Origin of the sequence: Streptomyces sp. NPDC053427, from assembly GCF_044544985.1 — a bacterium.
Taxonomy (GTDB): Bacteria; Actinomycetota; Actinomycetes; order Streptomycetales; family Streptomycetaceae; genus Streptomyces.
The window spans coordinates 221,866-248,567 of record NZ_JBITYA010000001.1 but is presented as its reverse complement, the minus strand read 5'-3'; the positions used below and the strand labels follow the sequence as shown (position 1 = coordinate 248,567).

22 protein-coding genes are annotated in these 26,702 nt (G+C 71.6%); 12 read left to right on the top strand and 10 right to left on the bottom strand.

Going from position 1 to position 26,702, the window contains the following annotated elements:
• The first annotated feature begins 9 nt into the window (after window positions 1-9).
• From ACIGWZ_RS00945 to ACIGWZ_RS00925, 5 genes are all read left to right on the top strand, one after another.
• The gene (locus ACIGWZ_RS00945; protein ID WP_400059427.1) at window positions 10-1,053 is read left to right on the top strand and encodes an ABC transporter substrate-binding protein; all 1,044 of its coding nucleotides are present in this window, start codon (window positions 10-12) and stop codon (window positions 1,051-1,053) included.
• Window position 1,054: 1 nt separating this feature from the next.
• Window positions 1,055-2,260 (top strand): LLM class flavin-dependent oxidoreductase, encoded by a 1,206-nt coding sequence (locus tag ACIGWZ_RS00940; RefSeq protein ID WP_400059424.1) that lies wholly within the window; start codon window positions 1,055-1,057, stop codon window positions 2,258-2,260.
• A 165-nt stretch (window positions 2,261-2,425) separates the two neighbouring features.
• Window positions 2,426-2,551, top strand: a complete 126-nt coding sequence (locus ACIGWZ_RS00935; protein ID WP_400059422.1) for a hypothetical protein — start codon at window positions 2,426-2,428, stop codon at window positions 2,549-2,551.
• Window positions 2,552-2,575: 24 nt separating this feature from the next.
• On the top strand, window positions 2,576-2,788 hold the full coding sequence (locus ACIGWZ_RS00930) for a hypothetical protein (protein WP_400059420.1): 213 nt from the start codon (window positions 2,576-2,578) through the stop codon (window positions 2,786-2,788).
• Between the two features lie 96 nt (window positions 2,789-2,884).
• Entirely contained in the window at window positions 2,885-4,003 is a 1,119-nt protein-coding gene (locus tag ACIGWZ_RS00925; protein ID WP_400059418.1) for an NAD(P)-binding domain-containing protein, read from the top strand.
• A gap of 30 nt (window positions 4,004-4,033) precedes the next feature.
• Here ACIGWZ_RS00925 and ACIGWZ_RS00920 read toward each other — a convergent pair whose 3' ends face one another.
• The 6 genes from ACIGWZ_RS00920 to ACIGWZ_RS00895 form a co-directional block, all read right to left on the bottom strand.
• Complete coding sequence (locus ACIGWZ_RS00920; protein ID WP_400059416.1) at window positions 4,034-4,660, bottom strand: GTP-binding protein; 627 nt, start codon at window positions 4,658-4,660, stop codon at window positions 4,034-4,036.
• Complete coding sequence (locus ACIGWZ_RS00915; protein ID WP_400059414.1) at window positions 4,641-5,015, bottom strand: DUF742 domain-containing protein; 375 nt, start codon at window positions 5,013-5,015, stop codon at window positions 4,641-4,643. The genes ACIGWZ_RS00920 and ACIGWZ_RS00915 overlap by 20 nt, the downstream gene beginning before the upstream one ends.
• 10 nt (window positions 5,016-5,025) lie before the next feature.
• The gene (locus tag ACIGWZ_RS00910) at window positions 5,026-5,439 is read right to left on the bottom strand and encodes a roadblock/LC7 domain-containing protein (protein WP_400059412.1); all 414 of its coding nucleotides are present in this window, start codon (window positions 5,437-5,439) and stop codon (window positions 5,026-5,028) included.
• Window positions 5,436-7,823 carry a nitrate- and nitrite sensing domain-containing protein gene (locus tag ACIGWZ_RS00905; protein ID WP_400059410.1) on the bottom strand — a complete coding sequence of 796 codons (2,388 nt, stop codon included), beginning with the start codon at window positions 7,821-7,823 and terminating at the stop codon, window positions 5,436-5,438. Before ACIGWZ_RS00905 ends, ACIGWZ_RS00910 begins: the two co-directional genes overlap by 4 nt.
• Window positions 7,824-8,021: 198 nt before the next feature.
• A complete protein-coding gene (locus ACIGWZ_RS00900; RefSeq protein WP_400059408.1) occupies window positions 8,022-8,804 on the bottom strand; it encodes an MHYT domain-containing protein in 783 nt (260 codons plus the stop codon).
• Window positions 8,805-9,602: 798 nt separating this feature from the next.
• Complete coding sequence (locus ACIGWZ_RS00895) at window positions 9,603-10,907, bottom strand: MFS transporter (RefSeq protein WP_400059407.1); 1,305 nt, start codon at window positions 10,905-10,907, stop codon at window positions 9,603-9,605.
• A gap of 122 nt (window positions 10,908-11,029) precedes the next feature.
• Here ACIGWZ_RS00895 and ACIGWZ_RS00890 point away from each other — a divergent pair, with 122 nt between their 5' ends.
• From ACIGWZ_RS00890 to ACIGWZ_RS00875, 4 genes are all read left to right on the top strand, one after another.
• Entirely contained in the window at window positions 11,030-11,806 is a 777-nt protein-coding gene (locus ACIGWZ_RS00890) for a (Fe-S)-binding protein (RefSeq protein WP_400059405.1), read from the top strand.
• The gene (locus ACIGWZ_RS00885) at window positions 11,803-13,302 is read left to right on the top strand and encodes a lactate utilization protein B (protein WP_400059403.1); all 1,500 of its coding nucleotides are present in this window, start codon (window positions 11,803-11,805) and stop codon (window positions 13,300-13,302) included. Before ACIGWZ_RS00890 ends, ACIGWZ_RS00885 begins: the two co-directional genes overlap by 4 nt.
• Window positions 13,299-13,970, top strand: a complete 672-nt coding sequence (locus ACIGWZ_RS00880; protein WP_400059400.1) for a lactate utilization protein C — start codon at window positions 13,299-13,301, stop codon at window positions 13,968-13,970. Before ACIGWZ_RS00885 ends, ACIGWZ_RS00880 begins: the two co-directional genes overlap by 4 nt.
• Window positions 13,971-14,183: 213 nt before the next feature.
• Entirely contained in the window at window positions 14,184-15,359 is a 1,176-nt protein-coding gene (locus ACIGWZ_RS00875) for an SGNH/GDSL hydrolase family protein (RefSeq protein ID WP_400059398.1), read from the top strand.
• Between the two features lie 159 nt (window positions 15,360-15,518).
• Here ACIGWZ_RS00875 and ACIGWZ_RS00870 read toward each other — a convergent pair whose 3' ends face one another.
• Window positions 15,519-17,402 (bottom strand): ABC transporter ATP-binding protein, encoded by a 1,884-nt coding sequence (locus ACIGWZ_RS00870; protein WP_400059396.1) that lies wholly within the window; start codon window positions 17,400-17,402, stop codon window positions 15,519-15,521.
• 112 nt (window positions 17,403-17,514) lie between these two features.
• Between ACIGWZ_RS00870 and ACIGWZ_RS00865 the strand changes: the two genes are divergently transcribed.
• Window positions 17,515-17,991, top strand: a complete 477-nt coding sequence (locus tag ACIGWZ_RS00865; protein ID WP_400059394.1) for a MarR family winged helix-turn-helix transcriptional regulator — start codon at window positions 17,515-17,517, stop codon at window positions 17,989-17,991.
• Window positions 17,992-18,048: 57 nt separating this feature from the next.
• Window positions 18,049-20,979 carry an FAD-binding and (Fe-S)-binding domain-containing protein gene (locus tag ACIGWZ_RS00860; RefSeq protein WP_400059392.1) on the top strand — a complete coding sequence of 977 codons (2,931 nt, stop codon included), beginning with the start codon at window positions 18,049-18,051 and terminating at the stop codon, window positions 20,977-20,979.
• 42 nt (window positions 20,980-21,021) lie between these two features.
• On the opposite strand, the gene ACIGWZ_RS00855 is transcribed toward ACIGWZ_RS00860, so the two are convergent.
• The gene (locus ACIGWZ_RS00855; RefSeq protein WP_400059390.1) at window positions 21,022-22,398 is read right to left on the bottom strand and encodes an alpha-amylase family protein; all 1,377 of its coding nucleotides are present in this window, start codon (window positions 22,396-22,398) and stop codon (window positions 21,022-21,024) included.
• 344 nt (window positions 22,399-22,742) lie between these two features.
• Between ACIGWZ_RS00855 and ACIGWZ_RS00850 the strand changes: the two genes are divergently transcribed.
• Window positions 22,743-24,185 (top strand): Gfo/Idh/MocA family protein, encoded by a 1,443-nt coding sequence (locus tag ACIGWZ_RS00850; RefSeq protein WP_400059388.1) that lies wholly within the window; start codon window positions 22,743-22,745, stop codon window positions 24,183-24,185.
• A gap of 58 nt (window positions 24,186-24,243) precedes the next feature.
• Here ACIGWZ_RS00850 and ACIGWZ_RS00845 read toward each other — a convergent pair whose 3' ends face one another.
• The gene (locus ACIGWZ_RS00845; protein ID WP_400059387.1) at window positions 24,244-25,623 is read right to left on the bottom strand and encodes a cation:dicarboxylate symporter family transporter; all 1,380 of its coding nucleotides are present in this window, start codon (window positions 25,621-25,623) and stop codon (window positions 24,244-24,246) included.
• A gap of 262 nt (window positions 25,624-25,885) precedes the next feature.
• Window positions 25,886-26,632, bottom strand: coding sequence for a L,D-transpeptidase family protein (locus ACIGWZ_RS00840; RefSeq protein WP_400059385.1), 747 nt, complete (start codon window positions 26,630-26,632; stop codon window positions 25,886-25,888).
• Window positions 26,633-26,702: the final 70 nt, after the last annotated feature.

The following is a 26,702-nucleotide window of genomic DNA, read 5'->3' as shown; positions in this document are numbered from 1 at the left end:
CGGACACCCATGAGACCACGACACCTCACCCCCGCCCTGCTGCTCCCGCTCGCCCTGGTGCTCGCCGGGTGCGGTGGTTCGCCGGGGGCCGACGGCGCTTCGGGCGGGACCGGCAGCGGGACCGACGGCAAGGGGTCGGAGATCCTCAACGTCGGGGATCAGAAGGGGGGTTCGGAGGCCATGCTGCGGGCGGCCGGCGAGCTGGACGACCTGCCGTACCGGATCAAGTGGTCGACGTTCACCTCGGGTCCGCCGCTGCTGGAGGCGGTCAATGCCGGGGCCGTCGACGTCGGTGCGGTCGGTAACACGCCGCCGGTGTTCGCCGCCGCCGCGCATTCGAAGATCAAGGTGATCGCGGGGACGCACAGCAGGTCCGATGGCGAGGCGGTCCTGGTGAAGAAGGGCTCGCCGCTCAAGCGACCGGCCGATCTGAAGGGCAGGTCCATCGCGGTGGCACAGGGCAGCTCGGCCAACTACCAGTTGGTCGCCTCGCTGAAGCGGGCCGGGCTGTCGCCGAAGGACGTCACGCTGAACTACCTCCAGCCGGCGGATGCCCTCGCCGCGTTCAGCCGCGGCAAGGTGGACGCCTGGGCGGTGTGGGACCCGTACACCTCGCAGGCGCTCGATCAGGCCGATGCCCGGGTGCTGACCACCGGCCAGGGCGTGGTCAACGGGCTGAGCTTCCAGGTGGCCGCGCCCGCCGCGCTGGCCGACAAGAAGAAGGCCGCGGTGCTCAAGGATTACGTGGACCGGCTGCGGCGGGCGCAGAACTGGGTCTTCAAGCACCCCGGCGCCTGGGCGAAGGCGTGGGCGAAGGAGACCGGGCTGCCGGAGAAGGTGGCGCTGGCTGCGGTCGAGCGGACCCGGGGCACGGCGGTGCCGGTCGCCGTGGACAAGGCCGCCATCGCCTCGGAGCAGCAAATAGTGGACTCCTTCGCCGAGCTCAAGCTGATCCCCCGCACCTTCGACTTCGGCTCGTTCGTCGACCCCCGCTTCAACGGCGATCTGCCGCCTTCGCGCACGGCGCCGCGTACCTACGGAAAGGCCAAGTGACATGTCCGTACACCTGCATTGGTTCCTGCCGACCGGCGGCGACGGGCGAACCCTCGTCGACCGGCACGCCTACACGGACGGCGGGATCCGGCGTGACCGCATCACTCCGGTGAGCGGGATTCGGGCCCCGGACATCGAATATCTGGCCCAAATAGCCAAGGCCGCCGAGCAGTTGGGGTTCGAGGCGGTGCTCACGCCGACGGGCACGTGGTGCGAGGACGCGTGGCTGACGACGGCGGCGCTCACTCAGGTGACGGAGCGGCTGAAGTTTCTGGTCGCGTTCCGGCCGGGCGTGATCTCGCCGGTGCTGGCCGCGCAGATGGCCGCGACGTATCAGCGGATCTCGCGCGGGCGGCTGCTGCTGAACGTGGTCACCGGCGGCGACTCGACCGAGCAGAAGCGGTTCGGCGATCATCTCGGCCATGACCGGCGGTATGCCCGTACGGACGAGTTCCTGCGCGTCGTACGGGGCGTGTGGGGCGGCGAACCGTTCGACTTCCAGGGCGAGCACTATCAGGTCGAGGGCGGGCTGACGGCGCTGCCGCCGGACCCGCTGCCGCAGATCTTCTTCGGTGGCTCGTCCGCGGCCGCGGGACCGGTGGCGGCCCGGAATGCGGATGTGTATCTGACCTGGGGCGAGCCACCGGCGCAGGTCAAGCAGAAGATCGACTGGATTCGCGGGCTGGCGGAGAAGGAGGGGCGCACGGTCCGGTTCGGCATCCGGCTGCACACGATCTCCCGGGACACGTCGAAGGAGGCGTGGGCGACCGCCGACCGGCTGCTCGGCGATCTCGATACGGACACCGTCGCCGCCGCTCAACAGGCCCTGGGCAGGAGCGAGTCGGTGGGCCAGCAGCGGATGCTCGCGCTGCACGGCGGCTCGCGCGACAAGCTGGAGATCTCGCCGAATCTGTGGGCCGGCGTGGGGCTGGTGCGGGGCGGCGCCGGTACCGCGCTGGTGGGCAGCCATGCCGAGGTGGCCGACCGGATCGAGGAGTACCACGCCCTGGGCATCGAGCACTTCGTGCTCTCCGGCTATCCGCATCTGGAGGAGGCGTACTGGTTCGGGGAGGGCGTACGGCCGGAGCTTGCCGCGCGGGGGCTGCTGGAGGCGGGGCCGTCGCCTCTTGACGGCGTACCAGCGGTGAACGGGCGTCCGGCGTCGGCGCCCGGGGGCGCGCCCCTGCTGGTGGCGGGCGGGCGATGAGCGTCCGCCGCCCCTGGGAAAACTCCTTTGGCGGCGAGGTGAACTCCTGAAAGGCTGTCCCGCGACCGCGCCGTCGCGCTGCGCTGTGCCCTCGGCGCGGCGGCCGCGGACGCACCGGACGGCGCCGATGCCGTCCGCAAGCGCCGGAAAAGGAGCAACGCCGACATGAGCCCACGTCCTCGCGGCCGTCACCAGGGCCGTACGGCCCTCCCGCTCGCCGAGACCGTCGTCATCGCCGCGTACGAGAACGTGCCGGGCGCCCCGAGCCCCGCAGGAGCGCTGCACGATTGACTACGGCGGCGCGGCATCGACTGGATGCCGCTGCGGGCCGAGGACGTCCGGGTCGATCTGGCCTGCGGCACGGAAGCGGACGGGCGCCGGCGCGGCTGGTACCTGGTGCGGGTCCGGGCGGAGGCGCTGCGGCCGCTGGGGCTGCACCCCGACCAGCCTGCCTCGAAGATCGTCGGGCCGGCGCGGCCCCCTTGGTGGTACGCGGCGGCCGCGCGGGCCGCGCGGGACACCACCTGACCAGCGCGCCACCGGGGCCGCCGCCGGAATCGCGGCCCGGCGGGATGGCTCCGGCCCGGCGGGAAGATTCGGCCCCCTCCCCGGGTTGGTAGGGGCATGAACCACAGCGGCGGGCGAGCGGTCGGGGTCAACCTCGAGGTCCTGGTGATCGGTGCCGGACAGGCGGGCCTGGCCGCCGCCTTTCATCTGCGGCGGGCCGGCTACGTACCGGACCGGGACTTCGTCGTCCTCGACCACTCGCCGCGCCCCGGCGGCGCCTGGCAGTTCCGGTGGCCCACGCTGACGTACGACAAGGTGCACGGCATGCATGCGCTGCCGGGGCTGGAGCTGACCGGCGCCGACCCGGACCGCCCGTCGTCCGAGGTGATCGGCGCGTACTTCGCCGGCTACGAGCAGACCTTCGGGCTGCGGGTGCACCGGCCGGTGAGCGTGCTGGCGGTGCGCGAGGGGGACGACGGCGCCGGTGGCGAGGGCGGGCGGCTGCTGGTCGAGACGTCGGAGGGGGCGTATGCGCCGCGGGCGGTGATCAACGCGACCGGGACCTGGGACCGGCCCTTCTGGCCGCGGTTCCCCGGTCAGGAGACGTTCGGCGGGCGGCAGCTGCACAGCGCGCAGTACGGCGGTCCGGAGGCGTTCCGCGATGCACGGGTCCTGGTGGTCGGGGGCGGGACCTCGGCCGTGCAACAGCTGCTGGAGATCGCGCCGGTGGCGGCGGACACGACCTGGGTGACGCGCCGCCCACCGGTCTTCCGCGAGGGCCCATTCGGTGCGGAGGAGGGGCGGGCCGCCGTCGCCCTGGTCGAGGAACGGGTCCGGCAGGGGCTGCCGCCGCGCAGCGTGGTGAGCGTGACCGGGCTGCCGATGACGGAGGCGATCCGGCGGGCCCGGGAGAGCGGCGTGCTGGAGCGGCTGCCGCTGTTCGAGCGGATCACGCCCACCGGGGCGACGTGGGCGGACGGGCGGACCGTCGAGGCCGACATCATCCTCTACGGGACCGGGTTCCGCGCCGCCATCGATCATCTCGCCCCGCTGAAGCTGCGCGAGCCCGGCGGCGGCATCCGGATGGCGGGCACCCGTGCGCTGCGGGACGCGCGGGTACACCTGGTGGGTTACGGGCCGTCGGCGAGCACCATCGGCGCCAACCGCGCGGGCCGGGCCGCGGTACGGGAGATCCGGCAGCTGCTGGCGCGGGAGCCGGCGGCCGCGGCCCGGTGACCGGCCGCGGCCGCGCGGGACGGTGCGCCGTCACCCCCCGGGTTCGGCCCCGCCCCGCAGCCGTGCCTCGTACGACGCCGCCGCGTGCTCGACGAGGCCGATCAGCACCTCCTTGCAGGAATTCCGGTCGCGGGCGTCGCACAGCAGCACCGGGGTGCCCCCGTCGAGGTCCAGGGCCCGGGCCACTTCGTCGGGCCGGTGGCCGCGGGCACCGTCGAAGCAATTGACGGCCACGACGAACGGGATGCCGCGGTGCTCGAAGTAGTCGATCGCCGAGAAGCTGTCGGCCAGCCGCCGGGTGTCGGCGAGCACCACCGCGCCGAGTGCGCCCTGCGCCAGCTCGTCCCACAGGAACCAGAAGCGGTCCTGGCCCGGGGTGCCGAAGAGATACAGCGCCAGATCGTCGTGGAGGGTGATTCGTCCGAAGTCCATCGCGACGGTCGTGGTGGTCTTGTGCCGGACCCCGTCGAGCCGGTCCACCGGACGTCCGGCCTCGGTCAGCCGTTCCTCCGTGCTCAGCGGGCGGATCTCGCTGACCGAGCCGACCAGGGTCGTCTTGCCGACGCCGAACCCTCCGGCCACCAAGATCTTGAGGGCCATGAAGGAGCCGGCGGCCGAGGGGCCGGGGCCCGGCGCATCAGAGCGCGCGGAGTCCATCGATCACTTCCTTGAGAACGTGCGCATCGGGCAACTGGGCGGGCGGTACGGGGCGGTCGACATGGATCAGCTCCGCCGTCAGCAGATCGCTCAGCAGGACCCGGACCACGCCGAGCGGGAGCCCGGAGTCGGAGGCGATATCGGCCACCGTGCGGGGCCGATCGCCGCACAGCGCGAGGATGGTGCGCTGCTCGGGCGAGAGCGCGGGGCCGTCGTCGGGGCGGGACCCGGTCCGTACGACGGCCATCAGCTCGAAGGCCTCGCTGCTCGGCCGGGCCCGTCCCGCGGTCATCGCGTAGAGCCGGACCATCGGCCCCGCTTCGTCGTCGTACCAGTGCGGGGTGGAGTCGGTCATGGGCGGCCGGTCACTCCACTCCGGCCCGTACGGGCGTGCCGAGGTGTGCGCCGACCCGCTTGACCAGCCGGGCCATCTCGTAGGCGATCAGGCCGATATCGGCCTCGGCGTCACCGAACACTCCCAGGCACGATCCGTCCCCCGCGGCCACGACGAAGAGGTAGCCGCCTTCCAGCTCGACCATGGTCTGGATGACCTGGCCGGCCGCGAAGTGCCGGCCGGCGCCCTTGGCCAGGCTGTGGAAGCCGGAGGCGATGGCGGCGAACCGTTCGCTGTCGTCGCGGGTCAGCCCGGTGGACGTGCCGACGGCCAGGCCGTCGCCGGACAGGACCACGGCGCAGCGGATCTCCAGCACGCGGGAGACCAAGTCGTCGAGAAGCCAGTTGAGTTCACCGGAGAGGTGCGGGTGCTGGTCGGCGGTCATCGGGACTCTTCTCCTCGGGTGTCTTCGTCGCGGGACGAAGGATGCTGGTCGGCACCGTTGCTCTGCGGCGGGGTGGCGGCATCGCGGCCGCGGGTCCAGCCGGCGCGCAGGGACGCCATGGTGGCGCGGGCCTGCTCGGGGGAGCGCCGCGGTGCGGGGGTGCCTTCGGTACGGGGTACCCATTCGGGGCGCTGCGGTGGGGCGGTGCGCAGGGCGGGGGCGAGGTGGGCCTGGCGGACGCGGCGGGGCAGGGGGCCGTCGAGGTCCCCCGGGGCGGGTTCCGGCGCGGCCGTCCCCGGTGCTCCGGGTGCGGGCTCCGGCTCCGTGCGTACGGGCGGCTCCGGTGCCGGCGGGAGCGCGTGGGGCCGGCGGTTCGCGGCCTGGAGGGCCCGGGCCGCGGCGGGCCGCCGCCGGTGGAACAGCGAGTTCATCTGCTCCACCGCCGCGGCCGGTGCGCCGTCCTCCGTGGCCGCATCGGCCTCGGCCAGCAGGGCGTCGGGCAGCAGCACCACGGCCGTGATGCCGCCGTACACCGACGGCTGGAGCGTCACCCGGATGTGCTGGCGGTGGGCGAGGCGGTTGACCACGAAGAGGCCGAGCCGTTCGGTGTCCAGGAGGTCGATCTCGTCGGCGTCCGCGATCCGGCGGTTGGCCTCGGCCAGCGCCTCCTCGGCCATGCCGAGCCCGCGGTCCTGGATCTCCAGGGCGATGCCGGTGCCCACCCGCTCGGCGCGTACCTGCACCTTGGTGTGCGGCGGCGAGAACATCACGGCGTTCTCGACCAGTTCGGCCAGCAGGTGGGTGAGGTCGGCGACCGCGCCGCCGACCAGCCGGGCGTCGGTGACGGCGGTCACCTCGACCCGTGCGAAGTCCTCGGCCTCGGCGGCCGCGGCCCGCACCACGTCCAGCAGCGGTACGGGGTGACGCCAGCCGCGGCCGGGCGCCGCGCCGGAGAGGATGATCAGGCTCTCGGCGTGCCGTCGCATCCGGGTGGTGAGGTGGTCGAGCCGGAAGAGGTCCTCCAGTTCCACCGGGTCCTCGGTGCGGCGTTCCATGGTGTCCAGCAGGGCGAGCTGGCGGTGCAGCAGCAATTGGCTGCGGCGGGCGAGGCTGACGTACACGCCGGAGACGCCGCTGAGCGCCTCGGCGCGGTCGGCCGCCGCCTGGAGCGCGGCGCGGTGCACCGCGACCAGGGCCTCACCGACCTGGCCCACTTCGTCGCGTCCGGCGGCGCGGGCGGCGTCGCGTGGCGCGACGGCGTCGATGTCCACGGGCTTGCCCGCGTACAGCCGGCGCAGCGACTCGGGCAGCTCGCGCCCCGCGACCCGCAGTGCGGAATTGCGCAGCTTCTCCAGTTCGACGACGAGCCTCCGGCCGATCTTCACGGAGATGAGGAGGGAGAGCAGCACACCGGCCAGTCCCAGGACCGCGGCGATGCCGGAGGAGCCGAGGGTGTCGAGGGAAAGCGGGTCGGCGGCGCGGGCGGGCCCGGTGCTCGCCGCTCGCTGGGCCGCCCGGAGGTCGCGCAGCACCTTCTCGTTCGTCTCGCTCCAGTGGGTGGCGGGGACGGCAGTGGCGGCGTGGGTGCCCGCGCCGGCGTCCCGTACGGCGTCCTCGGCGGTGCGGAGGTCGCGGTACGCCGTTCCGTTCAGGATCCGGTGGTAGGCGACGGCGTCGGTGGGCCGCAGGTCGTCGACCGAGGCGGCGAACAGTTCGCGCTGGGTGTGCACGGCGCCGGTGAAGGCGTCGAACTGGTCCGGCGACATCCGTCCGGTGGTTTGGGCGGCGCCGAGCACCGCGTCCTCGCGGGCGATGGCTTCCCGGGCCCGGGCGAGGTCCAGGACGACGCGCAGCTCCGAGGAGTCGGCCGGGTTCGGCAGGCCGGTCAGGGCGCCGACGGTGGCGAGGCCGTGGTCGACGATGCCGGTGTAGTCGCCCACCGCACGGTCGGCAGCGGCCCTGCCGGTGGCGGTGCGGGCGCGGAGCGCGGACAGTTCGTCGGCGTCGCGCATCAGGCGGTCGATCCGGCCGGGCAGGTCGGGGTCGACGCCCTCGGCGTCGGCGCTGCCCGCGTTGACACCGTCGTGGAGGGCCCGCGCGGCGGTGTCGGTGGCCCGCTGCCGGTCGCGCAGCGCCTGCGCGGAGCCGGCGCCCGGGGCGGCGACGGCGCGCGCCGCGGCGCTGCGCTCGTCCTGTACGGCGGCGATGAAGTCACCGGCCGGCAGCAGCAGCGTGGCGTCGATCTCCTTGATCCGGTCGAGGTCGGAGACGTTCCGCGCGGAGGTGACCGTGGCGAAGGCCCAGAGGGCGATCAGGGACACCACGGGGACCATCAGCAACGCGACGATCTTCGACCGTACGGAACGCGGCATCAGACTGGGCATCGGCCAGGAGGAGCGGCGGGACGACGTCCGGTGCGATGTCCGGCGCGGGCGGTAATTCCCGTTCGCATTACCGGACTTGGGTCCGGGGTCACCGGCCTCCGGGAGCGCATGTCGGGGTCCGTGACCGGGCGGCGGCATATCCCCTTCGCCCCCGGAGCGACCGGGATTCTGTCGTACGTGCATGAATTCCTCAAGAGGTCAGGAAGAAATGGGGAGTTCGGCCTCGTGAAGCGATTGCGCGGAGGCGGATGCGGCACGTTCACGGGCGGTCGGCGACAATGCGACAAAGGCCACGGTGAGGAAGAGAAATGAGCCGAGCACGACGGTCAGGGGAAAGATGAATTCCATGGGGGTGGCGCCGGCCAATGGCGCGCGGGAGGGCGCCAGGTCGATGCGTACGGCGGCCATTCCGGTGTAGTGCATGCTGGTGACGGCGAGGCCCATGACCAGGGAGGCGATGCCCGCACCGGCCGCGCCGCGCACGCTGAGCGCGGCCCACAGGGCGGCCGTTGCCGCGGCGACGGCGATGACGACGGAGAGCACGACCAGGCCCGGGTCGTAGCCGACGTGCCCGTGCAGGCGCATCGCCGCCATCCCCAGGTAGTGCATGGCGGCCACTCCGACGCCGGTGCCGAGGCCGCCGAACAGCAGCGAGCGCAGCCGGGCGGAGCCGTGGCCGACGGTGAACACGCCGGCGCCGACGACCGCCACGGCGACCAGCAGGCTGAGCAGGGTCGGCAGGACGGCGTAGCGGATCGGGGTGCCGGTGACGCCGAATCCGAGCATCGCGATGAAGTGCATGGTCCAGATGCCGGAACCGATGGCGACGGAGGCGGTCAGCAGCCAATTGCGGCGCGAGCGGCCGTCGGCGGCCAGCGCCCTTACGGTGCAGCGCAGCCCGAGAGCGGATCCTACGCACGCCATCGCATAGGCGAGGACGGGGGATACCCAGCCCGCGCTGAAGTGGTGCATGTGGCCCACGGAGTTTCCTTTCGCGTTTTTGGTTCGCGGCGACGGACGCTAACACGTGATCGTCTTGTGAAACTCGTGCACATCTGGAGATCGATTCGGAGAGGAATACGGTTCTTTTTTACGCAGCGTTGCGCTACCGGCGAGTTCCGTATAACTCGCACCGGCTAAATGTCCGTCATTGCCCGGCACCGGCACTTCTGATTGCGCGTCAATTCCGGGGCATTGGCAGTCGGCCGCTCTTTCGGCAATAAAGATCGACAATGAGAAAGGTCACGGGAAGCGCGACCCTCCTGCCCGGATATGCCGGGCCACCGCCCCACGAAGGGGAAGGCGCGCGGCATTCGGGACACTTCACCCGTACGTCCCGTGGGAACAGACGAACGCGGGAGCGAGTGTTCGCCAGAAAGCGTGATCGAAGCCGGAAGGGGTTCCGGGGGCGCGGCGGGCCGAGTGATCCTTACGGGGCGCAAACGACGGGCTGCAGACCGTTACGGCGCCTCCGGTCGACATCCCTTGCTGGGCCGGAGTGTTCGGTCCCACAACATGTGCTCAACCTGCTCAAGGAGACTCAGCCAGATGAACATCCTCACCAACGTGCTTGCCGGCATCGTCCACTTCCTGGGCTGGCTCGTCTGACGGACCGGTAGCGCGGCGCCGCACCGCAGCGCATGCGCCCCGCCAAGTGGCAGTGACCCACTTGGCGGGGCGCATCGGCCGACGGCATCCCGTCCCCGGGAAAGCGGCGCTCTCCGTACGGCCTCTTCCGTACACGGCTTCTTCCGTACGGCCGCGCCGTAGCCGCGGGGCCTACTTCTCCAGCTTCTGCCGGGCGGTCTCCGGCAGCGTCAGATAGACCACGAACGACACCAGGCACAGCGCGGCCACGTACCAGGGGAACAGATTGGCGTGCCCGGCCTGCTTGAACCAGGTGCCCACGTACGGGGCGGTGCCGCCGAAGAGCGCCACGGTGAGGGAGTACGGGAAACCGATCCCGGCCGCCCGCACCCGCGCGGGGAACACCTCGGCGTTCACGGCCGCCGCGATCGACGTATATCCGGTCAGCAGCACCATGCCCGCGCACTGCACCAGCAGGAGCGACACCCACGTGGCGGAGACCAGCTGGAGCAGCGGCACCGCCAGGACGGCAAAGCCCAGGGAGAAACCGAGCAGCAGCGGCTTACGGCCGATCCGGTCCGAGAGCAGGCCGCCGAGCGGCTGCAGCAGGGCGAAGAACGCCAGCGAGATGGTGCCGATGGTGAGCGAATCGCCCTTGTCGAAGCCGGCGTTGACCTGCGCGTAGGTGGGCAGGTAGGTGGTCCAGGTGTAGTAGGCGATGGTGCCGCCCACGGTGATGCCGCAGATCAGCAGGGACTGCCGGGGGTAGCGGCGCAGCGCCTCGAAGAGGCCGGGCCGCTCGGCCTCCTGCTGGGCGGTACTCCGGGTTTCCTGCGCGCCCCGCCGGATCCACAGCCCGAGCAGGCTCAGCAGCGCGCCCACCAGGAACGCCACCCGCCAGCCCCACTGCCCCATCTGCCCCTCGGTGAGCTGCCCGGCCAGCAGCGCCGCGGTCCCGGACGCCAGCAGCTGGCCGATGCTGGTCGAGACGTACTGGAAGCTGGAGAACAGCCCGCGCCTGCCGGGCCCGGCCGACTCGACGAGGAAGGTCGTGGAGGCCGCGAACTCGCCGCCCACCGACAGGCCCTGTACGAGGCGGGCGATCACCAGGACGACGGGGGCCAGCACCCCGGCGCTCGCATACGTGGGCGTGATCGCGACCAGCAGGCTGCCGGCGCCCATCAGCAGGATGGTGACGGTCAGTGCGGTCCGCCGTCCGCGCCGGTCGGCCACCGCGCCCATCAGCAGTCCGCCGACCGGACGCATGAAGAAGCCGACCGCGAAGACCGCGAAGGAGGACAGCAGCGGCACCAGGGAGTTGCCGCTGGCCTTGGGGAAGATCTGTTCGGCGAAGTAGGCCGCCAGGAAGGAGTACGCGTACCAGTCGTACCACTCGACGGCATTGCCCACGGAGGCGGCGGCCAGCTGCCGTAGCTGCGACGGCGGGCGGTCGCCGCCGGCCGCCCGGTCCTTCGCTATGTCCTGTGCACTCGGCATGGTCCTCCGCTCCTGGTCCTTCTCCTGAGCCTGCCGCTGAGGCAGGATGATCCGACAGGTGATCATGTACCGGTGAGGCGGGTGGCCGCCAGAGCACGCGGCGGCCGAAAGGAGATGGCAACGTGCGTGTAGCACTGTTCGTCACCTGTATCAACGACATGCTCCATCCGCGGACGGGGCAGGCGGTCGTCACCCTCCTCGAACGCCTGGGCGTGGACGTCGCATTCCCCGTCGAGCAGACCTGCTGCGGCCAGCCCCAGTTCAACACCGGCTACCGGCACGCCACGGAACCGCTGGTCCGCCGCTTCGACCGGGCGTTCAAGGACTACGAGTACGTCGTCACCCCGTCCGGCTCGTGCGCGGCCATGGTGCGGGAGAACTATCCGCGGATCGGTGCGAAGGCGAAGGCCGAGGGACGGGGGCGCGAGCTCGCCGACGCGGCGGCGCTCGCGGTGCCCAAGACGTACGAGCTGACCGAGTTCCTGGTGGACGTGTTGAAGGTGGAGGACGTCGGGGCCTTTTACCCGCACACCGTCGCCTATCACCCCACCTGCCACGGGCTGCGGATGCTGGGCCTGGGCGACCGTCCCCGCCGGCTCCTCTCGCACGTCGAGGGGCTGGTGCTGCGCGAGCTGCCGGGCGCGGAGGAGTGCTGCGGCTTCGGCGGCACCTTCGCGGTGAAGAACCCGGCGGTCTCGGCGGCGATGGGCGCCGACAAGGTCCGTCACCTCGTCGGGACCGGCGCCGAGGCGGTCTGTACGGTCGACAACTCCTGTCTGCTGCACATCGGCGGCACCCTCTCCCGGCAGGGTTCGGCGATCCTCCCGGTCCACATCGCCGAGATCCTGGCCAGTACGGCGGACGGCGCGGCGTCCGGTGCGGCAGGGAGCGTGCGGTGAGCGGCACCTACCTGGGCATGCCCGCCTTCCCCGAGGCCGCGGCCGCCACCACCCGTGACACCCGGCTGCGCGCCAATCTCACGCACGCCACCCACACCATCCGCGACAAGCGGGCCAAGGCGGTCGCCGAGCTGGACGACTGGGCCCAGCTGCGGGCCGCGGGCGCCGCCGTCAAGGACCGTACGCTGCGCCATCTCGACCACTATCTGGAGCGGTTGGAGGCGGCGGTCACCGAAGCCGGCGGGCAGGTCCACTGGGCGGTGGACGCCGACGAGGCCAACCGGATCGTCACCCGTCTGGTGCGCGAGACGGGCGAGACGGAGGTCGTCAAGGTCAAGTCGATGGCGACGCAGGAGATCGGGCTGAACGAGGCGCTGGCCGAGGCCGGGATCCGCGCGTACGAGACGGATCTGGCGGAGCTGATCGTGCAGCTGGGCGACGATCTGCCGTCGCACATCCTGGTCCCGGCGATCCATCGCAACCGCTCCGAGATCCGGGACATCTTCCTTCGGGAGATGGGGAGTTGGGGCCGTCCCGCGCCCGAGGGGCTCTCCGACTCCCCCGCCGAGCTGGCGGAGGCGGCACGGCTGCATCTGCGGGAGAAGTTCCTGTCCGCGAAGGTCGGGATCTCCGGCGCCAACTTCATGGTCGCCGAGACCGGCACGCTGGTGGTCGTCGAGTCCGAGGGCAACGGCCGGATGTGCCTGACCCTGCCGGAGACGCTGATCTCCGTCGTCGGCATCGAGAAGACCGTCCCCACCTGGCAGGACCTGGAGATCTTCCTCCAGCTGCTGCCCCGTTCGTCCACCGCCGAGCGGATGAATCCCTACACCTCCACCTGGACGGGGACCACGGACGGCGACGGCCCCCGGACCTTCCATCTGGTCCTCCTCGACAACGGACGCACCGACACTCTCGCCGACACCGTCGGGCGGCAGGCGCTGCGCTGCATCCGCTGCTCGGCGTGCCTGAACGTCTGCCCGGTGTACGAGCGGGCCGGCGGGCATGCGTACGGCTCGCCCTATCCGGGCCCGATCGGCGCCATCATCACTCCCCAACTGCGCGGCATGGAAGGCGAGTTGGAGGCGTCCCTGCCCTTCGCCTCGTCGCTGTGCGGGGCCTGTTACGAGGTGTGCCCGGTGGCCATCGACATCCCGGAGGTACTGGTGCATCTGCGGGAGCGGGTGGCGGAGGGCGGGCCGGCGACCCGGGGCGGGGCGCGTACGGTGCTCAAACCCGCCAAGGGGCATGCCGCGGAGCGGGCGGCGATGCGCGCGGCGGGCTGGGTCCTGGACCACCCCCGTGCGCTCCGCGCCGGGATGCGCCTGATGAACCGCGGCAGACGGCTGTCTCCGCGGCGGCTGCCGGGGCCGGGGCGGGCCTGGTCGGACACCCGCGATCTGCCGGCGGTGCCGGCCGAGTCCTTCCGCGACTGGTGGGCGCGCACCCGTGGCGGCGACGGCACGTCACCCGAGGAGCGAGGGGGCGCCGAGTGAGCGGCCGGGACGTGGTGTTGGCGCGGGTGCGGCGGGCCCTGGCGGACGTGCCGGGCGGCGAGGGGCCCGGCGATCCGCCGGTCGCGCGCGACTACCGGCGGGTGCACGGGTCGCGGACGACCGGGCAGACGGTCGATCTGCTCGCCGAGAATCTCGCGGACTACCGGGCGATCGTGCACCGCAGCGACGCCCGGGAGATCGCGCCGCTGATCGGCCGGTTGCTGGCGGAGCGCGGGGCGCGGTCGGTGGTGGTGCCGCCGGGGCTGGACGCGTCGTGGCTGGCCGGCTCCGGCGTCCCGCGCGTCGAGGACCGTGCCTCGAGCACGCCGCAGGAACTCGACGACGTGGACAGCGTGGTGACGGGATGCGCCGTGGCCATCGCGGAGACCGGCACCATCGTCCTGGACGCGGGGCCCGACCAGGGCAGACGCCGGATCACGCTGGTGCCCGACCATCACATCTGCGTGGTGCGCGTCCCGGACCAGGTCGTCGGCTCGGTGCCCGAGGCGCTGCCGCGGCTGTCCCCGGCCCGCCCGCTGACCTGGATCTCCGGCCCGTCGGCGACCAGCGACATCGAGCTCGACCGGGTGGAGGGGGTGCACGGTCCGCGGACGCTGGAGGTGATCTTGTTGGCGGGCGGCGAGGCCGGTGCCCCGGAGCGGGAGTAGGGCGCCTCGCCGCGCCACATGGGCGGACGCCGGGCTCGGCGTGCCCGCCGCGGCCGGGTGCGAGGGTGACCCTCCCATTGGTAGGCACCCGCTGCGTACCAAGCCCAGAGGTCTGGGTAACCCTCGCGCCGCTCGGAAGACTCTCTGTCATCGCCACCGGGAACCGGCCACCGGGAACCGGGCAAGAAGAAGGACAGAGAGGCAGCAGACGACATGAGCGCCGACAACTCCACAGACTGGCACGTCGGTTGGGCCGCCGCGGTACAGCGCCCCAGCATCGGATTCCACAAGAACTGGGCCGAGGAGGGTTTCGCGGACCGGACCGTACGGCAGATCGTGCGGGTCACCGCAGGCGGCACCTCGGCGCGGATCAGGCTCTCCAACAGGTACGGCGCCGCCCCGCTGGAGGTGTCCGGTGCCACCCTCGCGCGTACGGACAAGGGGGCGGCCGTCGAGGCGGGGACGGTCCGCGCGCTCACCTTCGACGGCGCGCCGAGCGTGGTGATCCCGCCGGGCGCCGAGGTCCACAGCGACGCCGCGGAGGTGCATGCCGCGCCGTTCGCGTCGCTGACGGTGTCGCTGTACTTCGCCCGGCCGACCGGGCCCGCCACCTTCCACGCCCAGGGGTATGCCACCACCTACCGTGCCGTCGGCGAGCAGCTCGCGGAGGCGGACCCGGCCGTCTTCGGTGAGACGACGGTGTCCTGGTACTACCTCGCCGCCGTCGAGCTGGCGGACGGCGGACCGGCCCGGAGGGAGACGGTGGTGGTGTTCGGCGACTCGCTCACCGACGGGTTCAACTCGACCGTCGATGCCAACCGGCGCTACTCGGACGCGCTGGCCGAGCGGCTGGCCGCCGAGGGGGCGCCGCGGCCCGTACTCAATCAGGGCATCGGCGGGAATCTGCTGCTCAACGACTCGGCGTGGTTCGGGGAGCGGGCGGTCGGGCGTTTCCGGCGCGATGTGGTCGACCAACCGGGCGTCCGCTCCGTGGTGGTACTGGTCGGCCTCAACGACATCGGGTTCAGCGAGGTCGATCTGCCCACGTACAAGCCCGCCCCGGACAACGCCGTCGCCGACCTGATCGCGGGCTACCGGGACCTCATCGCGCAGGCGCGGGCGGCGGACGTCAGGATCATCGGCGGGACGATCCTGCCGTTCCAGGGGGCCGAGTACCACACGCCGGTCGCCGAGGCGAAGCGGCGGGAGGTCAACGCCTGGATCCGGGACTCGGGCGAGTTCGACGCGGTGGCCGACTTCGCGGTGGCGCTCGCCGACCCTGCCGATGGGGATGCGCTCGCGCCCACGTACGACAGCGGCGACCACAAGCACCCGAACGACGAGGGCTATCGGCGGATGGCCGCCACCCTCGACGCCGGCGCGCTCTGACCGCCGGAAGGCCCGGACCGCACCGGGCGAGCGGCTCGGCCAGGAGGCGGACGGAGCGGGCACCAGGCCGCCCCAGGGAAACGACACGGCCCGACGAGAGAGTGCGGCGGCCACCCCGACCATTGAACTGGCCGCCGCGAGCACGACCTTACCCGTGGGTTACTTAGCGGTCATCACCTGATCGTCGACGGAGGTGAGGCGTGCGTCACGCCCGTCGGCCGGGGAGCCGGCGGAGGACCCGGGTGACTCCCGGTGGGCGTCGCGGCGTACCAGCGCCGCATAGCGTCCCCCGGCGGCGAGCAGTTCGTCGTGGGTGCCGCGCTCGGCGATCCGCCCGGCGTCCAGGACGACGATCTGGTCGGCATCGCGGACGGTGGAGAGGCGGTGCGCGATGGTGAGGGTGGTGCGGCCCTTGGACAGGGCGTCGATGGCCTGTTGGACGGCGTGTTCGGTGCGGGTGTCCAGGGCGCTGGTGGCCTCGTCCAGGACGAGTACGGGCGGATCGCGCAGGATCGTCCGGGCGAGGGCGAGGCGTTGTTTCTCGCCGCCGGAGAAGCGGTAGCCGCGTTCGCCGACGAGGGTGTCGTAGCCGTCGGGGAGGGCCGCGATGTGGTCGTGGATCTGGGCGGCCTCGGCTGCGCGTGCTATCTCGTCGTCGGTGGCGTCCGGCTTGGCGAAGCGGAGATTGTCGGCGACCGAGGCGTGGAAGAGGTACGTCTCCTGGGAGACCACGCCGACCGAGCGCGCGAGGGTGTCGAAGGCGAGGTCGCGGACGTCCTCGCCGTCCAGGGTGACCCGGCCCTCGGTCACGTCGTAGAGCCGTGGCACCAGGTAGCTGAGGGTGCTCTTGCCGCTGCCCGTGGCGCCGACGACGGCGAGGCTGCCGCCCGCCGGGATGGTGAGGTCGATGCCGTCGAGGGTCGGGGCGGCCTCGGAGGCACCGGCGTCGTAGGAGAACGTCACGTTCTCGAAGCGGATCTCGCCGCGCGGGGCCGGGAGACGTACCGGCTCGGCAGGCTCGGTGATGGCGACCGGCAGATCGAGGTATTCGAAGATGCGCTGGAAGAGGGCGAGGGAGGTCTGCATCTGCACGCCGGTGGACAGCAGCGAGACGGTGGGGCGCAGCAGGCCCTGCTGAAGCGTGACGAAGGCGACGAGGGTGCCCAGGGAGAAGGTCGGGCCGCCGAGCTGGAGGACCAGGCCGGCCGCCCAGTAGATCAGGGCGGGCATGGCGGCCATGACGATGCCGATGGTCGCCATCCGCCAGCGGCCGGCCATGTTGGCGCGGATCTCGAGGTCGACCAGGCGCTCGGACTCGTCGGCGAAGGTCCGGGTGAGGGAGTCGGCGCGGCCCATGGTGCGACCGAGCAGGATGCCGCTGACGGACAGCGATTCGGTGACCATCGCGGACATCGACGCCATCTGCTTCTGCCGCTGGGCGGTGATCTTCTTGCGTTCGTTGCCGACCCGGCGGCTGATCCAGACGAACAGCGGCAGCAGGAGCAGCGAGACGACGGTCAGGCGCCAGTCGAGGGCGACCATGGCGACGATGGTGGCGACCACGGAGGTCAGGTTGGAGACCAGGGAGGTCGCGGTGGAGGTGACCGTCGCCTGCATGCCGCCGATGTCATTGGCGATCCGGGACTGGACCTCGCCGGTGCGGGTGCGGGTGAAGAACTCCAGGGGCATCCGCTGGAGCTTGGCGTAGACGGCGGTGCGCAGGTCGTGCATGACGCGCTGGCCGACGGTGGTGGACAGCAGGGTCTGCAGGACGCCGAAGACGCTGGTGGTGACGGCCGTGGCGATCATGCCGAGGGCGAGGACCGTGAGCAGCCCGGTGCGCCGGTCGGGGATCGCGACGTCCAGGATCTCGCGGAGCAGGAACGGCGAGGCGACCGAGACGAGGGAGGAGGCGCCGACGAGCAGGCCGACCAGGGCCAGCCGGGCGCGGTAGGGGCGGAAGAGCGTGAGGATCCGGCGTAGTTGGACCGGCGCTTCCGGGTCCTTGGGCGGCGGGGTCCAGTGGGGTTCGTCGCTGCGCATGGGCTCCTTCGGGAGGGGTGAGGGGGAACGGTCGGGCGAGCATCGTGGAGCTTAGCTCATTGTTACCTAAGCTCACAATGAACAAGGTCCTGATATCCGCTATCCTCGCGGCATGTCCTCCCCCGAGCCGACGGACGGCGCCTCCGCCGCCTCCACCACCTCCCATGTCGCCGAGCAGCTGGTCCGGCTGACCCGCCGGATGCACCGCGCCCAGAAGCATCATCTTGAGGACCTGGACATCGCCTTCACCCCGGCCCAGTCCCGGCTGCTGCGCATCGTGGACCACTACCGCCAGACGCCGCCCCGGATGGCCGACCTCGCCGAGCGGCTGGAGGTCGTGCCGCGGGCGGTGACGACGCTGGTGGACGCGCTGGAGGCGAACGGCGCGGTACGCCGGGTACCGGATCCGGCCAACCGGCGGGTGATCCGTATCGAGCTCACCGACACCGGCCGGTCCACGCTGCGCGCCCTGCGCAGCGCGCGGCGGGCCGCGGCGGAGGAGATCCTGGCCCCGCTGACCGCCGATCAGCGCGAGGTGCTCGGCGGCCTGCTGTCCACCCTGGTCGACGGGGCGGGTAAGCAGCACTAGAGCGGGCGCCCGGCAGGACCGGAAGCGGGCGCCCGGCCGACCCGGAGGAATGCCGTCATGCCGCTGCTGGAGCCCGAGCCCGACGCCCTGCGACCCGCAACCACCGCCTCTCCCGCGCACGACCGGGTGGCCGACCGGCGGGCCGCCGGCACCCCCGAGCCGCTGCGCGGCGACCTGACGGCGCTGCTCGGCCCGGACAAGGTGCTCCACACCCTCTCCGACCTGGTCCGCTACGCCTCGGACGCCAGTCCCTACCGCTTCGTGCCGCAAGTGGTGGTGCTGGCCGAGGACATCGACGACATCTCCGCCGTCTTCTCGTACGCCCGGAGCAAGGGCCGCCATGTCGTCTTCCGGGCCGCCGGCACCTCGCTCAACGGGCAGGCGCAGGGCGAGGACATCCTGGTGGACGTGCGCCGTCACTGGACCGGGGTCGAGGTGCTGGACGGCGGCGCCCGCGCCCGGATCCGGCCGGGGACGACCGTCCTGCGCGCCAATGCCGCCCTCGCCCGTTACGGCAGGCTGCTCGGCCCCGATCCGGCCAGCGCGATCGCCTGCACCCTGGGCGGGGTGGTCGCCAACAACGCCTCGGGGATGACGGCCGGCACCACCCGTAACTCCTACCGGACGCTGTCCTCCGTCACGCTCGTCCTCCCTTCGGGCACGATCGTGGACACCGCGGATCCGGCCGCCGAGGCCGAGCTGGCGCACGCCGAACCCGCGCTCTGCGCGGGGTTGCTGGCGCTGAAGGCCGAGATCGAGGCGGACCCGGAGCTGGTGGCCAGGATCCGCGCCAAGTACGAGATCAAGAACACCAACGGCTACCGCCTGGACGCCTTCCTCGACGGGGCGACGCCGGTGGAGATCCTGCGCGGACTGATGGTCGGCTCCGAGGGCACCCTCGGCTTCCTCGCCGAGACCGTCTTCGACACGCTGCCGCTGGACCGGCACACCAGCAGCGCGCTGCTGTTCTTCCCCACCTTGGGCGCCGCGGCCGCGGCCGTACCGGGCTTCAACGAAGCGGGCGCGCGGGCCGTGGAGCTGATGGACGGCAATACGCTGCGGGCCTCGGTGCGGGTGGCCGGGGTGCCGGCCGACTGGGCGGAGCTGCCGAAGGAGACCGCGGCGCTGCTGGTGGAGTTCCGGGCGCCGGACGAGGCCGCGCAGCGGGCGTACGAGGAGGCCGCGGAGCGGGTGCTGGCCGGGCTGGACCTGGTCGCGCCGGTGGCCTCCGTCACCAACGCCTTCACCCGCGACACGGGGACCATCGGCGGCTACTGGACGGCCCGTAAGGCCTTTGTGACGGCGGTGGGCGGCTCCCGGCCGCCCGGGACGACGCTGATCACCGAGGATTTCGCGGTGCCGCCGTCCCGGCTCGCCGACGCCTGCGCCTGCCTTCTGGAGCTCCAGGCCCGGCACGGCTTCGACGCGGCGGTCGCCGGGCACGCCGCGCACGGCAATCTGCACTTCCTGCTCGCCTTCGACGCCGCGAAGCCCGGCGATGTGGCGCGCTACGCCGCCTTCATGGACGAGTTCTGCCGGCTGACCGTCCAGCGCTTCGACGGCTCGCTCAAGGCGGAGCACGCGACCGGCCGGAACATCGCGCCGTTCCTGGAGCTGGAATGGGGGCCACGGGCAACGGAGGTGATGTGGCGGATCAAGGAGATCGTCGATCCGCACGGCATCCTCGCGCCGCGCGTCCTGCTGGACCGCGACCCGAAAGGGCACTTGCGCGGGCTGAAGACCATCCCCGAGATCGAGGCAATCGCCGACCCCTGCATCGAATGCGGCTTCTGCGAACCGACCTGCCCCAGCGAAGACCTGACCACCACTCCCCGCCAGCGGATCGTGCTGCGCCGCGAGATGATGCGCCAGCCGCCCGGCTCCCCCGTCAACGAGGCGCTGCTGACGGCGTACGGCTATGCCGCGGTGGACACCTGCGCCGGCGACTCGACCTGCAAACTGGCCTGCCCGGTGGGTATCGACACCGGCGCGATGATGCGGGACTTCCGGCACGCGCGGCACTCGCCGCGCGAGGAGTGGACGGCCGCGCAGGTCGCCCGGCGGTTCACGTCCGTGGAGCGGTCGGCGCGGCTGGCGGTGGCCGCCGCGGACCGGATCGGCGACCGGCTGACGACCGCGCTGACCCGCGCCGCCCGCAAAGCCGTACGCCCCGATCTGGTGCCCGAGTGGCTGCCGGAGATCCCGGGCGCCGCGGCCCGCAGGCTGCCCGTCACCCGGAAGGCGGGGGCGGCCGCCGTCTACTACCCCGCGTGCGTGAACCGCATCTTCGGCGCACCGGCCGGCCATCGCGGCCCCTCGCTCCCCGAGGCGGTGGTGGCGGTGTCCCGGCGGGCGGGCCGTCCGGTGTGGATCCCGCCGGATGTGACCGGTACGTGCTGCGCCACCATCTGGCACTCCAAGGGGTACGGCGAGGGCAACCGGGTGATGGCCGACCGCATCGTGGAGGCGGCCTGGGGCTGGACGGCCGGCGGCCGGCTGCCGCTGGTCGTGGATGCCTCCTCCTGCACGCTGGGCCTCGCCCACGAGGTCGTGCCGTATCTGACGCCGGACAACCGCGCCCTGCACGCCGAGCTGACCGTCGTCGACTCCGTCGTCTGGGCCGCCGAGGAGCTGCTGCCGCGCCTGGAGATCCTGCGCACCGTCGGCTCCGCCGTCCTCCATCCCACCTGCTCCATGCGGCACCTGGGGGACGAGGCGCAGCTTCGGGAGGTCGCCGAGGCGTGCGCCCGGGAGGTGGTGGTGCCGGACGACGCGGGCTGCTGCGCGTTCGCCGGCGACCGCGGGATGCTGCACCGGGAGCTGACGGAGTCGGCGACGGCGAAGGAGGCGGCCGAGGTCACGGCGCGGGCTTTCGATGCGCATCTGTCGGCGAACCGGATGTGCGAAGTGGGGATGGATCAGGCGACCGGCGGGCGGGGGTACTACTCGGTGCTGATGGAGCTGGAGCGGGCCACTCGGCCGGATTGACCGCGGCGCGAGGGGCCCGCCCGTACGGAGGACGTACCCGGGTCAGCTCTTGGCGCCGATGTGCAGCGCGACGGCGCTCCTGGCCGGGACCGTCAGCTGCGCCTTGCCGTCGTCGCCGACGCTGACGGTGTTGCCGTCGCAGCTGTCCGGCGCGGCCTTGGCGACGTTGCAGTAGGTGCCGGCGGGCAGTGAGGTGGCGAAGGTCTGCCGGAGTTCGCCGTCGCCGTTGTTGAGGGCGACGAACCCCTTACCGGCCCGACCGAAGGCGATGGCGCTGCCGCCGTTGTCCCACCAGTCGGTCAGTTCGGCCGAGCCCACCGCGTTGCGGAAGCCGACCAGGCCGGTGATCTCCCGTTTGGCGTGTTCATCGGTCCAGCCGTCGGCGCCGCTGGGCGGGCCCGCGTCCTTGTCGGACCACTCGTAGCCGGAGTAGACGTTCGGGGATCCGTAGGGCGAGGCGAGCATGAAGACGTTGGCGAGGGCGTAGGCGGCGCCGTCCTTGTAGGTGAGCGTCGAGCCGTTGCGTTCGGTGTCCCAGTTGTCGACGAAGGTACGGGCCTTGTCGCCGCCGAGCTTGCCGTCCGCGATGGACTTGAGCTGGGCGAGGTTGCCGCCCTGGAAGGCGCTCTTGAGGTGGGCGCCGTAGCGGAATTCGTCGACGTCGCCGATGCCGGTGTACTCGTCGGGCCGGACCGCCTCGCCGGAGCCGTAGATGACCTCCTGCACCCAGTATCCGGGGTCGTTCATCTTGCCCTTGATGGCGGCGAGGTCGGTGGCGGAGATGTGCTTGGCGGCGTCCACCCGGAAGCCGTCGACGCCCAGTGACCGCAGGTCGTCGAGATACTTGGCGAGGGTGGTGCGGACGTAGTCGCTGCCGGTGTCGAGGTCGGCGAGCCCGACCAGTTCGCAGGTCTGGACGTCGTTGCGGTCGCCGTAGTTGGAGATGTCCTTACGGCAGCCGTGGAAGTCCTGGTCCTGGTAGAAGCCTGGGTAGTTGTACTTGCTGTACTGCGTACCGCCGGTGCCCGTACCGGATCCGGCCGCCATGTGGTTGATGACGGCATCCGCAATAACTTTCACGCCCGCGCCGTGACAGGTTTTCACCATCGCGGCGAAGGCGTCCCGGTCGCCCAGCCGACCGGCGATCTTGTAGCTGACGGGCTGGTACGAGGTCCACCACTGGCCGCCCTGGATGTGCTCGGAGGCGGGTGAGACCTCGACATAGCCGTAGCCGGCCGGGCCCAGCTGGTCGGTGCAGGCCTGCGCGACATCCGCGAACTTCCGCTCGAACATGGTGGCCGTGACGGTCTTTTCGCCAGGTGGGGTGGCCTGCGAGGACCATGGCGCGAGGGTGGCCAGGCCGGCCGTGGCCAGCACGCCGGCCAACGCTCCGCCCAGCACGCGGGAACGATGCTGCATCTTGCGGCTCCTTCATCAGCGGACGCGGCAGGGCACACCGCGCCCTTGAGAGCAGCCACGCGCCAGGCCGCCATGGGGGGATGCGGATCCGTCTCGGATTCCGTAGCGGAGCCTGCCCTTGGTTCGTGAACACGTCAAGGTTCAAACGTCAGAAAATGCAAGGCTTTTCAGCACCTTGCGAAAGATGCTGGGTGCGGCTCTTGCAGCAAGACAACGAAAGAGTCCAAGCCCGCCGCCCCAAGAGTCCAACTTGCCCTCTTGTGCCTCAGGTGGCTCAACCGCCAAGGTCCTGACCGAGGTTCGGGATGTCCCGCACACCATCCGCGCCGCTCTCTGGAGGACCGGTGAACGAGTCACGACAGCAGAACCACGACCCCGTCCACGAGCACGACGAGGCAGGGCCGAGCCGGCGCTCGGTGCTGTGGACCGCCGGGGCGGCGGGTGCCGGGCTGGGGCTCGGCGGGCTCACGGCGGGCAACGCGGCGGCGGCCGCACCGGCGGCCGCGGACACCGCAACGGCCGCCGCGGCCCCCGAGGCCAAGGGCAAGACCATGATCGGGGTGCCGTTCGAACGGCGCAGCACCGTACGCGTCGGCCTCATCGGCCTCGGCAACCGCGGCGGCAGCATGATCGACCTCTTTCTCGCGGTGCCCGGCGTACGCGTCGTCGCGCTGTGCGACCCGGTGAAGGAGAAGGTCGCAAAGGCGGCCAAGAAGGTCACCGACGCCGGACAGCCCGCGCCCGCGGTGTACACAAACGGCGACCACGATTTCGAAAACCTCTGCAAGCGCGGCGACATCGATTTCGTCTACGCGGCCACGCCCTGGGACCGGCACTTCGAGATGGCGAAGACCGCCCTGCTCAACGGCAAGCATGTGGGCGTGGAATGCCCGCTCTCGCTCCGTCTGGACCAGCTGTGGGAGCTGGTGGATCTTTCCGAAAGAACCCGCAGGCACTGCATGCAGCTGGAGAACTGCTGTTACGGCAGAAACGAGATGCGGGTACTGCGGATGGCGCATGCGGGCCTGTTCGGCGACCTGCTGCACGGCGCGGGCGCCTACAACCACGATCTGCGCGGCCTGATGTTCGACCCCACGTACTACGAGGGACCGTGGCGCCGGCTCTGGCACACCCGGCTGCGCGGCGACCTCTACCCCAACCACGGCTTCGGTCCGGTGGCCAACTACATGGACGTCAACCGCGGGGACCGGGCCGTGCGGATCTCCAGCTTCGGCACCCCCGCACTGGGCCTGGCGGCGTACCGCAAGGAACACATGCCGCCGAACGACCCGAGCTGGAAGGAGTCGTACATCGAGAGCGACCGGACGATCAGCCTCGTCCAGACCGCCAAGGGCCGGGTGATCCGCCTCGAGCACGATGTCTCCACCCCGCACCCCTACAGCCGCATCAACAGCCTCGGCGGCACCAAGGGCGTCTTCGAGGACTACCCCGAGCGGATCTATATCGAGCCCGACCAGAGCAACGACGAATGGGGCGACTTCGCGAAATACGCGGAGTGGGACCACTGGCTCTGGAAGGAGCACGCCAATCCGCCCGGCGGCCACGGCGGAATGGACTACATGCTCGTCTTCCGGCTGATGCAGTGCATGCGGCTGGGCCTCGTACCGGACTTCGACGTCTATGACGCGGCGACCTGGACGGCGCCGGTGCCGCTGAGCGATCTCTCGATCAAGGCGAACGGCGCGCCGCAGGAGATTCCCGACTTCACCCGGGGCCTGTGGAAGAAGGCACGGCCGGGGATGGATTCGCAGAAGCCGGAGGAGTAGGCCCGGCAGCGGGCGGGGGCCCGGCGGACGGTACTGTCCGCCGGGCGCCCCTGGGGCGTCATTTCTCGCCGGTGGTGACGGCCGCACCGTCCGGCTCGGCCGCGCTCTCCGCCTTCCGCGTCCCCGCATCCGCCGGTGCTTCCGCCGGCGGCTCGCCGTTCAGGACCTTCTTCGCCGTCACCCGGTCCAGCGCCCCCTCCCAGCGGGACACCGCGAACACCGCGACACAGTTGCCGAGCAGATTGGTCGCCACCCGCATGGAGTCCATGATCCGGTCGACGCCGAGCAGCAGGGCGACCGCGGCGGCCGGGATGACGCCCAGCGCGGAGGCGGTCGCGGACAGCGCGAGGAACGCCGAACCCGGCACGCCCGCCATGCCCTTGCTGGTGAGCATCAGCACCAGGACAACGGTGATCTGCTGGCCGAGCGAGAGATCGACGCCGATGGCCTGCGCGATGAAGAGCGTGCCGATGGAGAGGTAGATCGAGGCGCCGTCGAGGTTGAAGGAGTAGCCGGTCGGCAGTACCAGGCCCACCGCATCGTCCCGGCAGCCGGCGGCCCGAAGCTTCTGCATCATCCGCGGCATCACGGTTTCGCTGGATCCGGTGCCGAGCGCGAGGAGCAGTTCCTCGCGGGTGTAGCGGACGAACTTCCACAGGCTCAGCCCGGTGACGGCCTTGAGCGCGAGCCCGAGCAGGACGAGGAAGGCCAGCGCGACGCCGTAGCAGACCGCGATCAGCTTGCCGTACGTCGACATCGCGCCCAGCCCGTACTCCCCGACGAGATGGGCGGTGGCACCGAAGACCGCGAGCGGGGCGAGCTTCATGATGTAGCCGACGATGGTGAACACGACGTCCTGGGCCTGCTCGATCACCGGCAGGATCGCCGGCACCTTCTGCTGTCCGAGGTGCAGCAGCGCCGCGCCCACCAGGCAGGCCAGGACCAGGACCTGGAGCAGCGCGTTCTCGGCGAACGCCCCGACCGCGCTGTTCGGCAGCGACTCCAGCACGAACTGGGCGGCCGAGCGCAGCTGTCCGCCGCCCGTCTTGGCGTCGACCGCGCCCTTGTCGAGGGACGCGGGGTCGACATGCATGCCGGCGCCGGGCGCGAAGACATTGCCGGCGAAGAGGCCGACGACCAGCGCGATGCTGGTGGCGACCTCGAACCAGATCAGGGCCTTGACCCCGATCCGTCCGAAGGCCTTGAGATCGCCGGCCTTGGTGATGCCGGCGACGACGACGCAGAAGACCAGCGGGGCGATCATCGCCTTGATCAGCCGGACGAAGCCGTCGCCGAGCGGCTGGAGCGACGAGCCCGCCCCGGGCCACAGGCGTCCGACGAGGACACCGAGGACCAGGGCGATGAGTACCTGCGCGAACAGGCTGGTGCGCAGCAGTCGGCCGGCGCGGCGTATGAGGGTTCCGTTGGCGTGCGGCACGGGCACTCCTACCTGGACGGGTTCTGTCATGCGGAAGTGGACTTCCGCGATCCGTCACTATGGCGGTCCGTCCTTCCCTACGAAAGAGGCCCGTGCAACTTCCCGGTAAATCTTGGAGCTTGATCCAAGCCCCGGTCGCCCGACTCTCCCGCCCGGGCCTGATCCACCGAACAGGCCCAGGCACACTTCGCCCCGCAATCTGCGTATTCAGCGTCGAGGAGGGCGCTCAGGCGGAGAGATGCGCTCAGGCGGAGAGATGCGCTCAGGCGGAGAGATGCGCCTTGTCTCCCATCACCACAACGGGGTGCCGCGCCGGGTCGAGGGCGCGCAGCAGCTCCGTCATCGCGGCCTTGGGGATGCTGACGCAACCGGAGGTCCCGCTTCCGTGGTCCAAGTGCATCCAGATCCCGCCACCCTTGGCCTGCCCCTGGGGGCGCGTCGGGTCCAGCGGAGAGGTGCCCTTGACGCGGTTGTAGTTGATGGCGACGACGTAGTCGAAGTCGTGCCGGGTGCCCTTGTCCCAGTACGACGGCGGAGTGAACCCCGGCGAGTGCGTGTACGGCAGACGGGCACCCGGATCCGCGAGGACACCGCCCGCGTCGGTCAGCGTGAACACGCCGACGGGGCTGCGCTTGTCGCCTTCATGGTGGTTCAGCGTCCAGCCGTTGCGGCCGTTGTGCGCGGCCCACATCGCCTTGCGGTCCCAGCCCCTGGCGCCCTTCTCATAGAGCACGACAGTGGATTCGGCGGAGTCCGTGTCCTCCCCGTAGACCGCTACGACCTGCCGGGAATCGGCCGGGATCCGCGACTGCAGGGCGCTGCCCACCTCGGGGATGTTCTTGAGGTGCGTGGTCGCCGACGCGCCACGCGCCGGGCCGCCGGGCCGCTCGCCCTTCCCCGCGCCGTCATCCTTGCCGCCTCCGCCTCTCGCGGCGCCACCACAGCCCGCCACAAGCACCAGACCCGCGGCCACGGCCGCCGCCCTCATCGCACTGCCCGCAATTCGCATGGCCACATCGTCGCACCGGAAGGCTGACGAACCTCCAGCACCCGCCCGTTGCGTACGCGTCCCACACGAT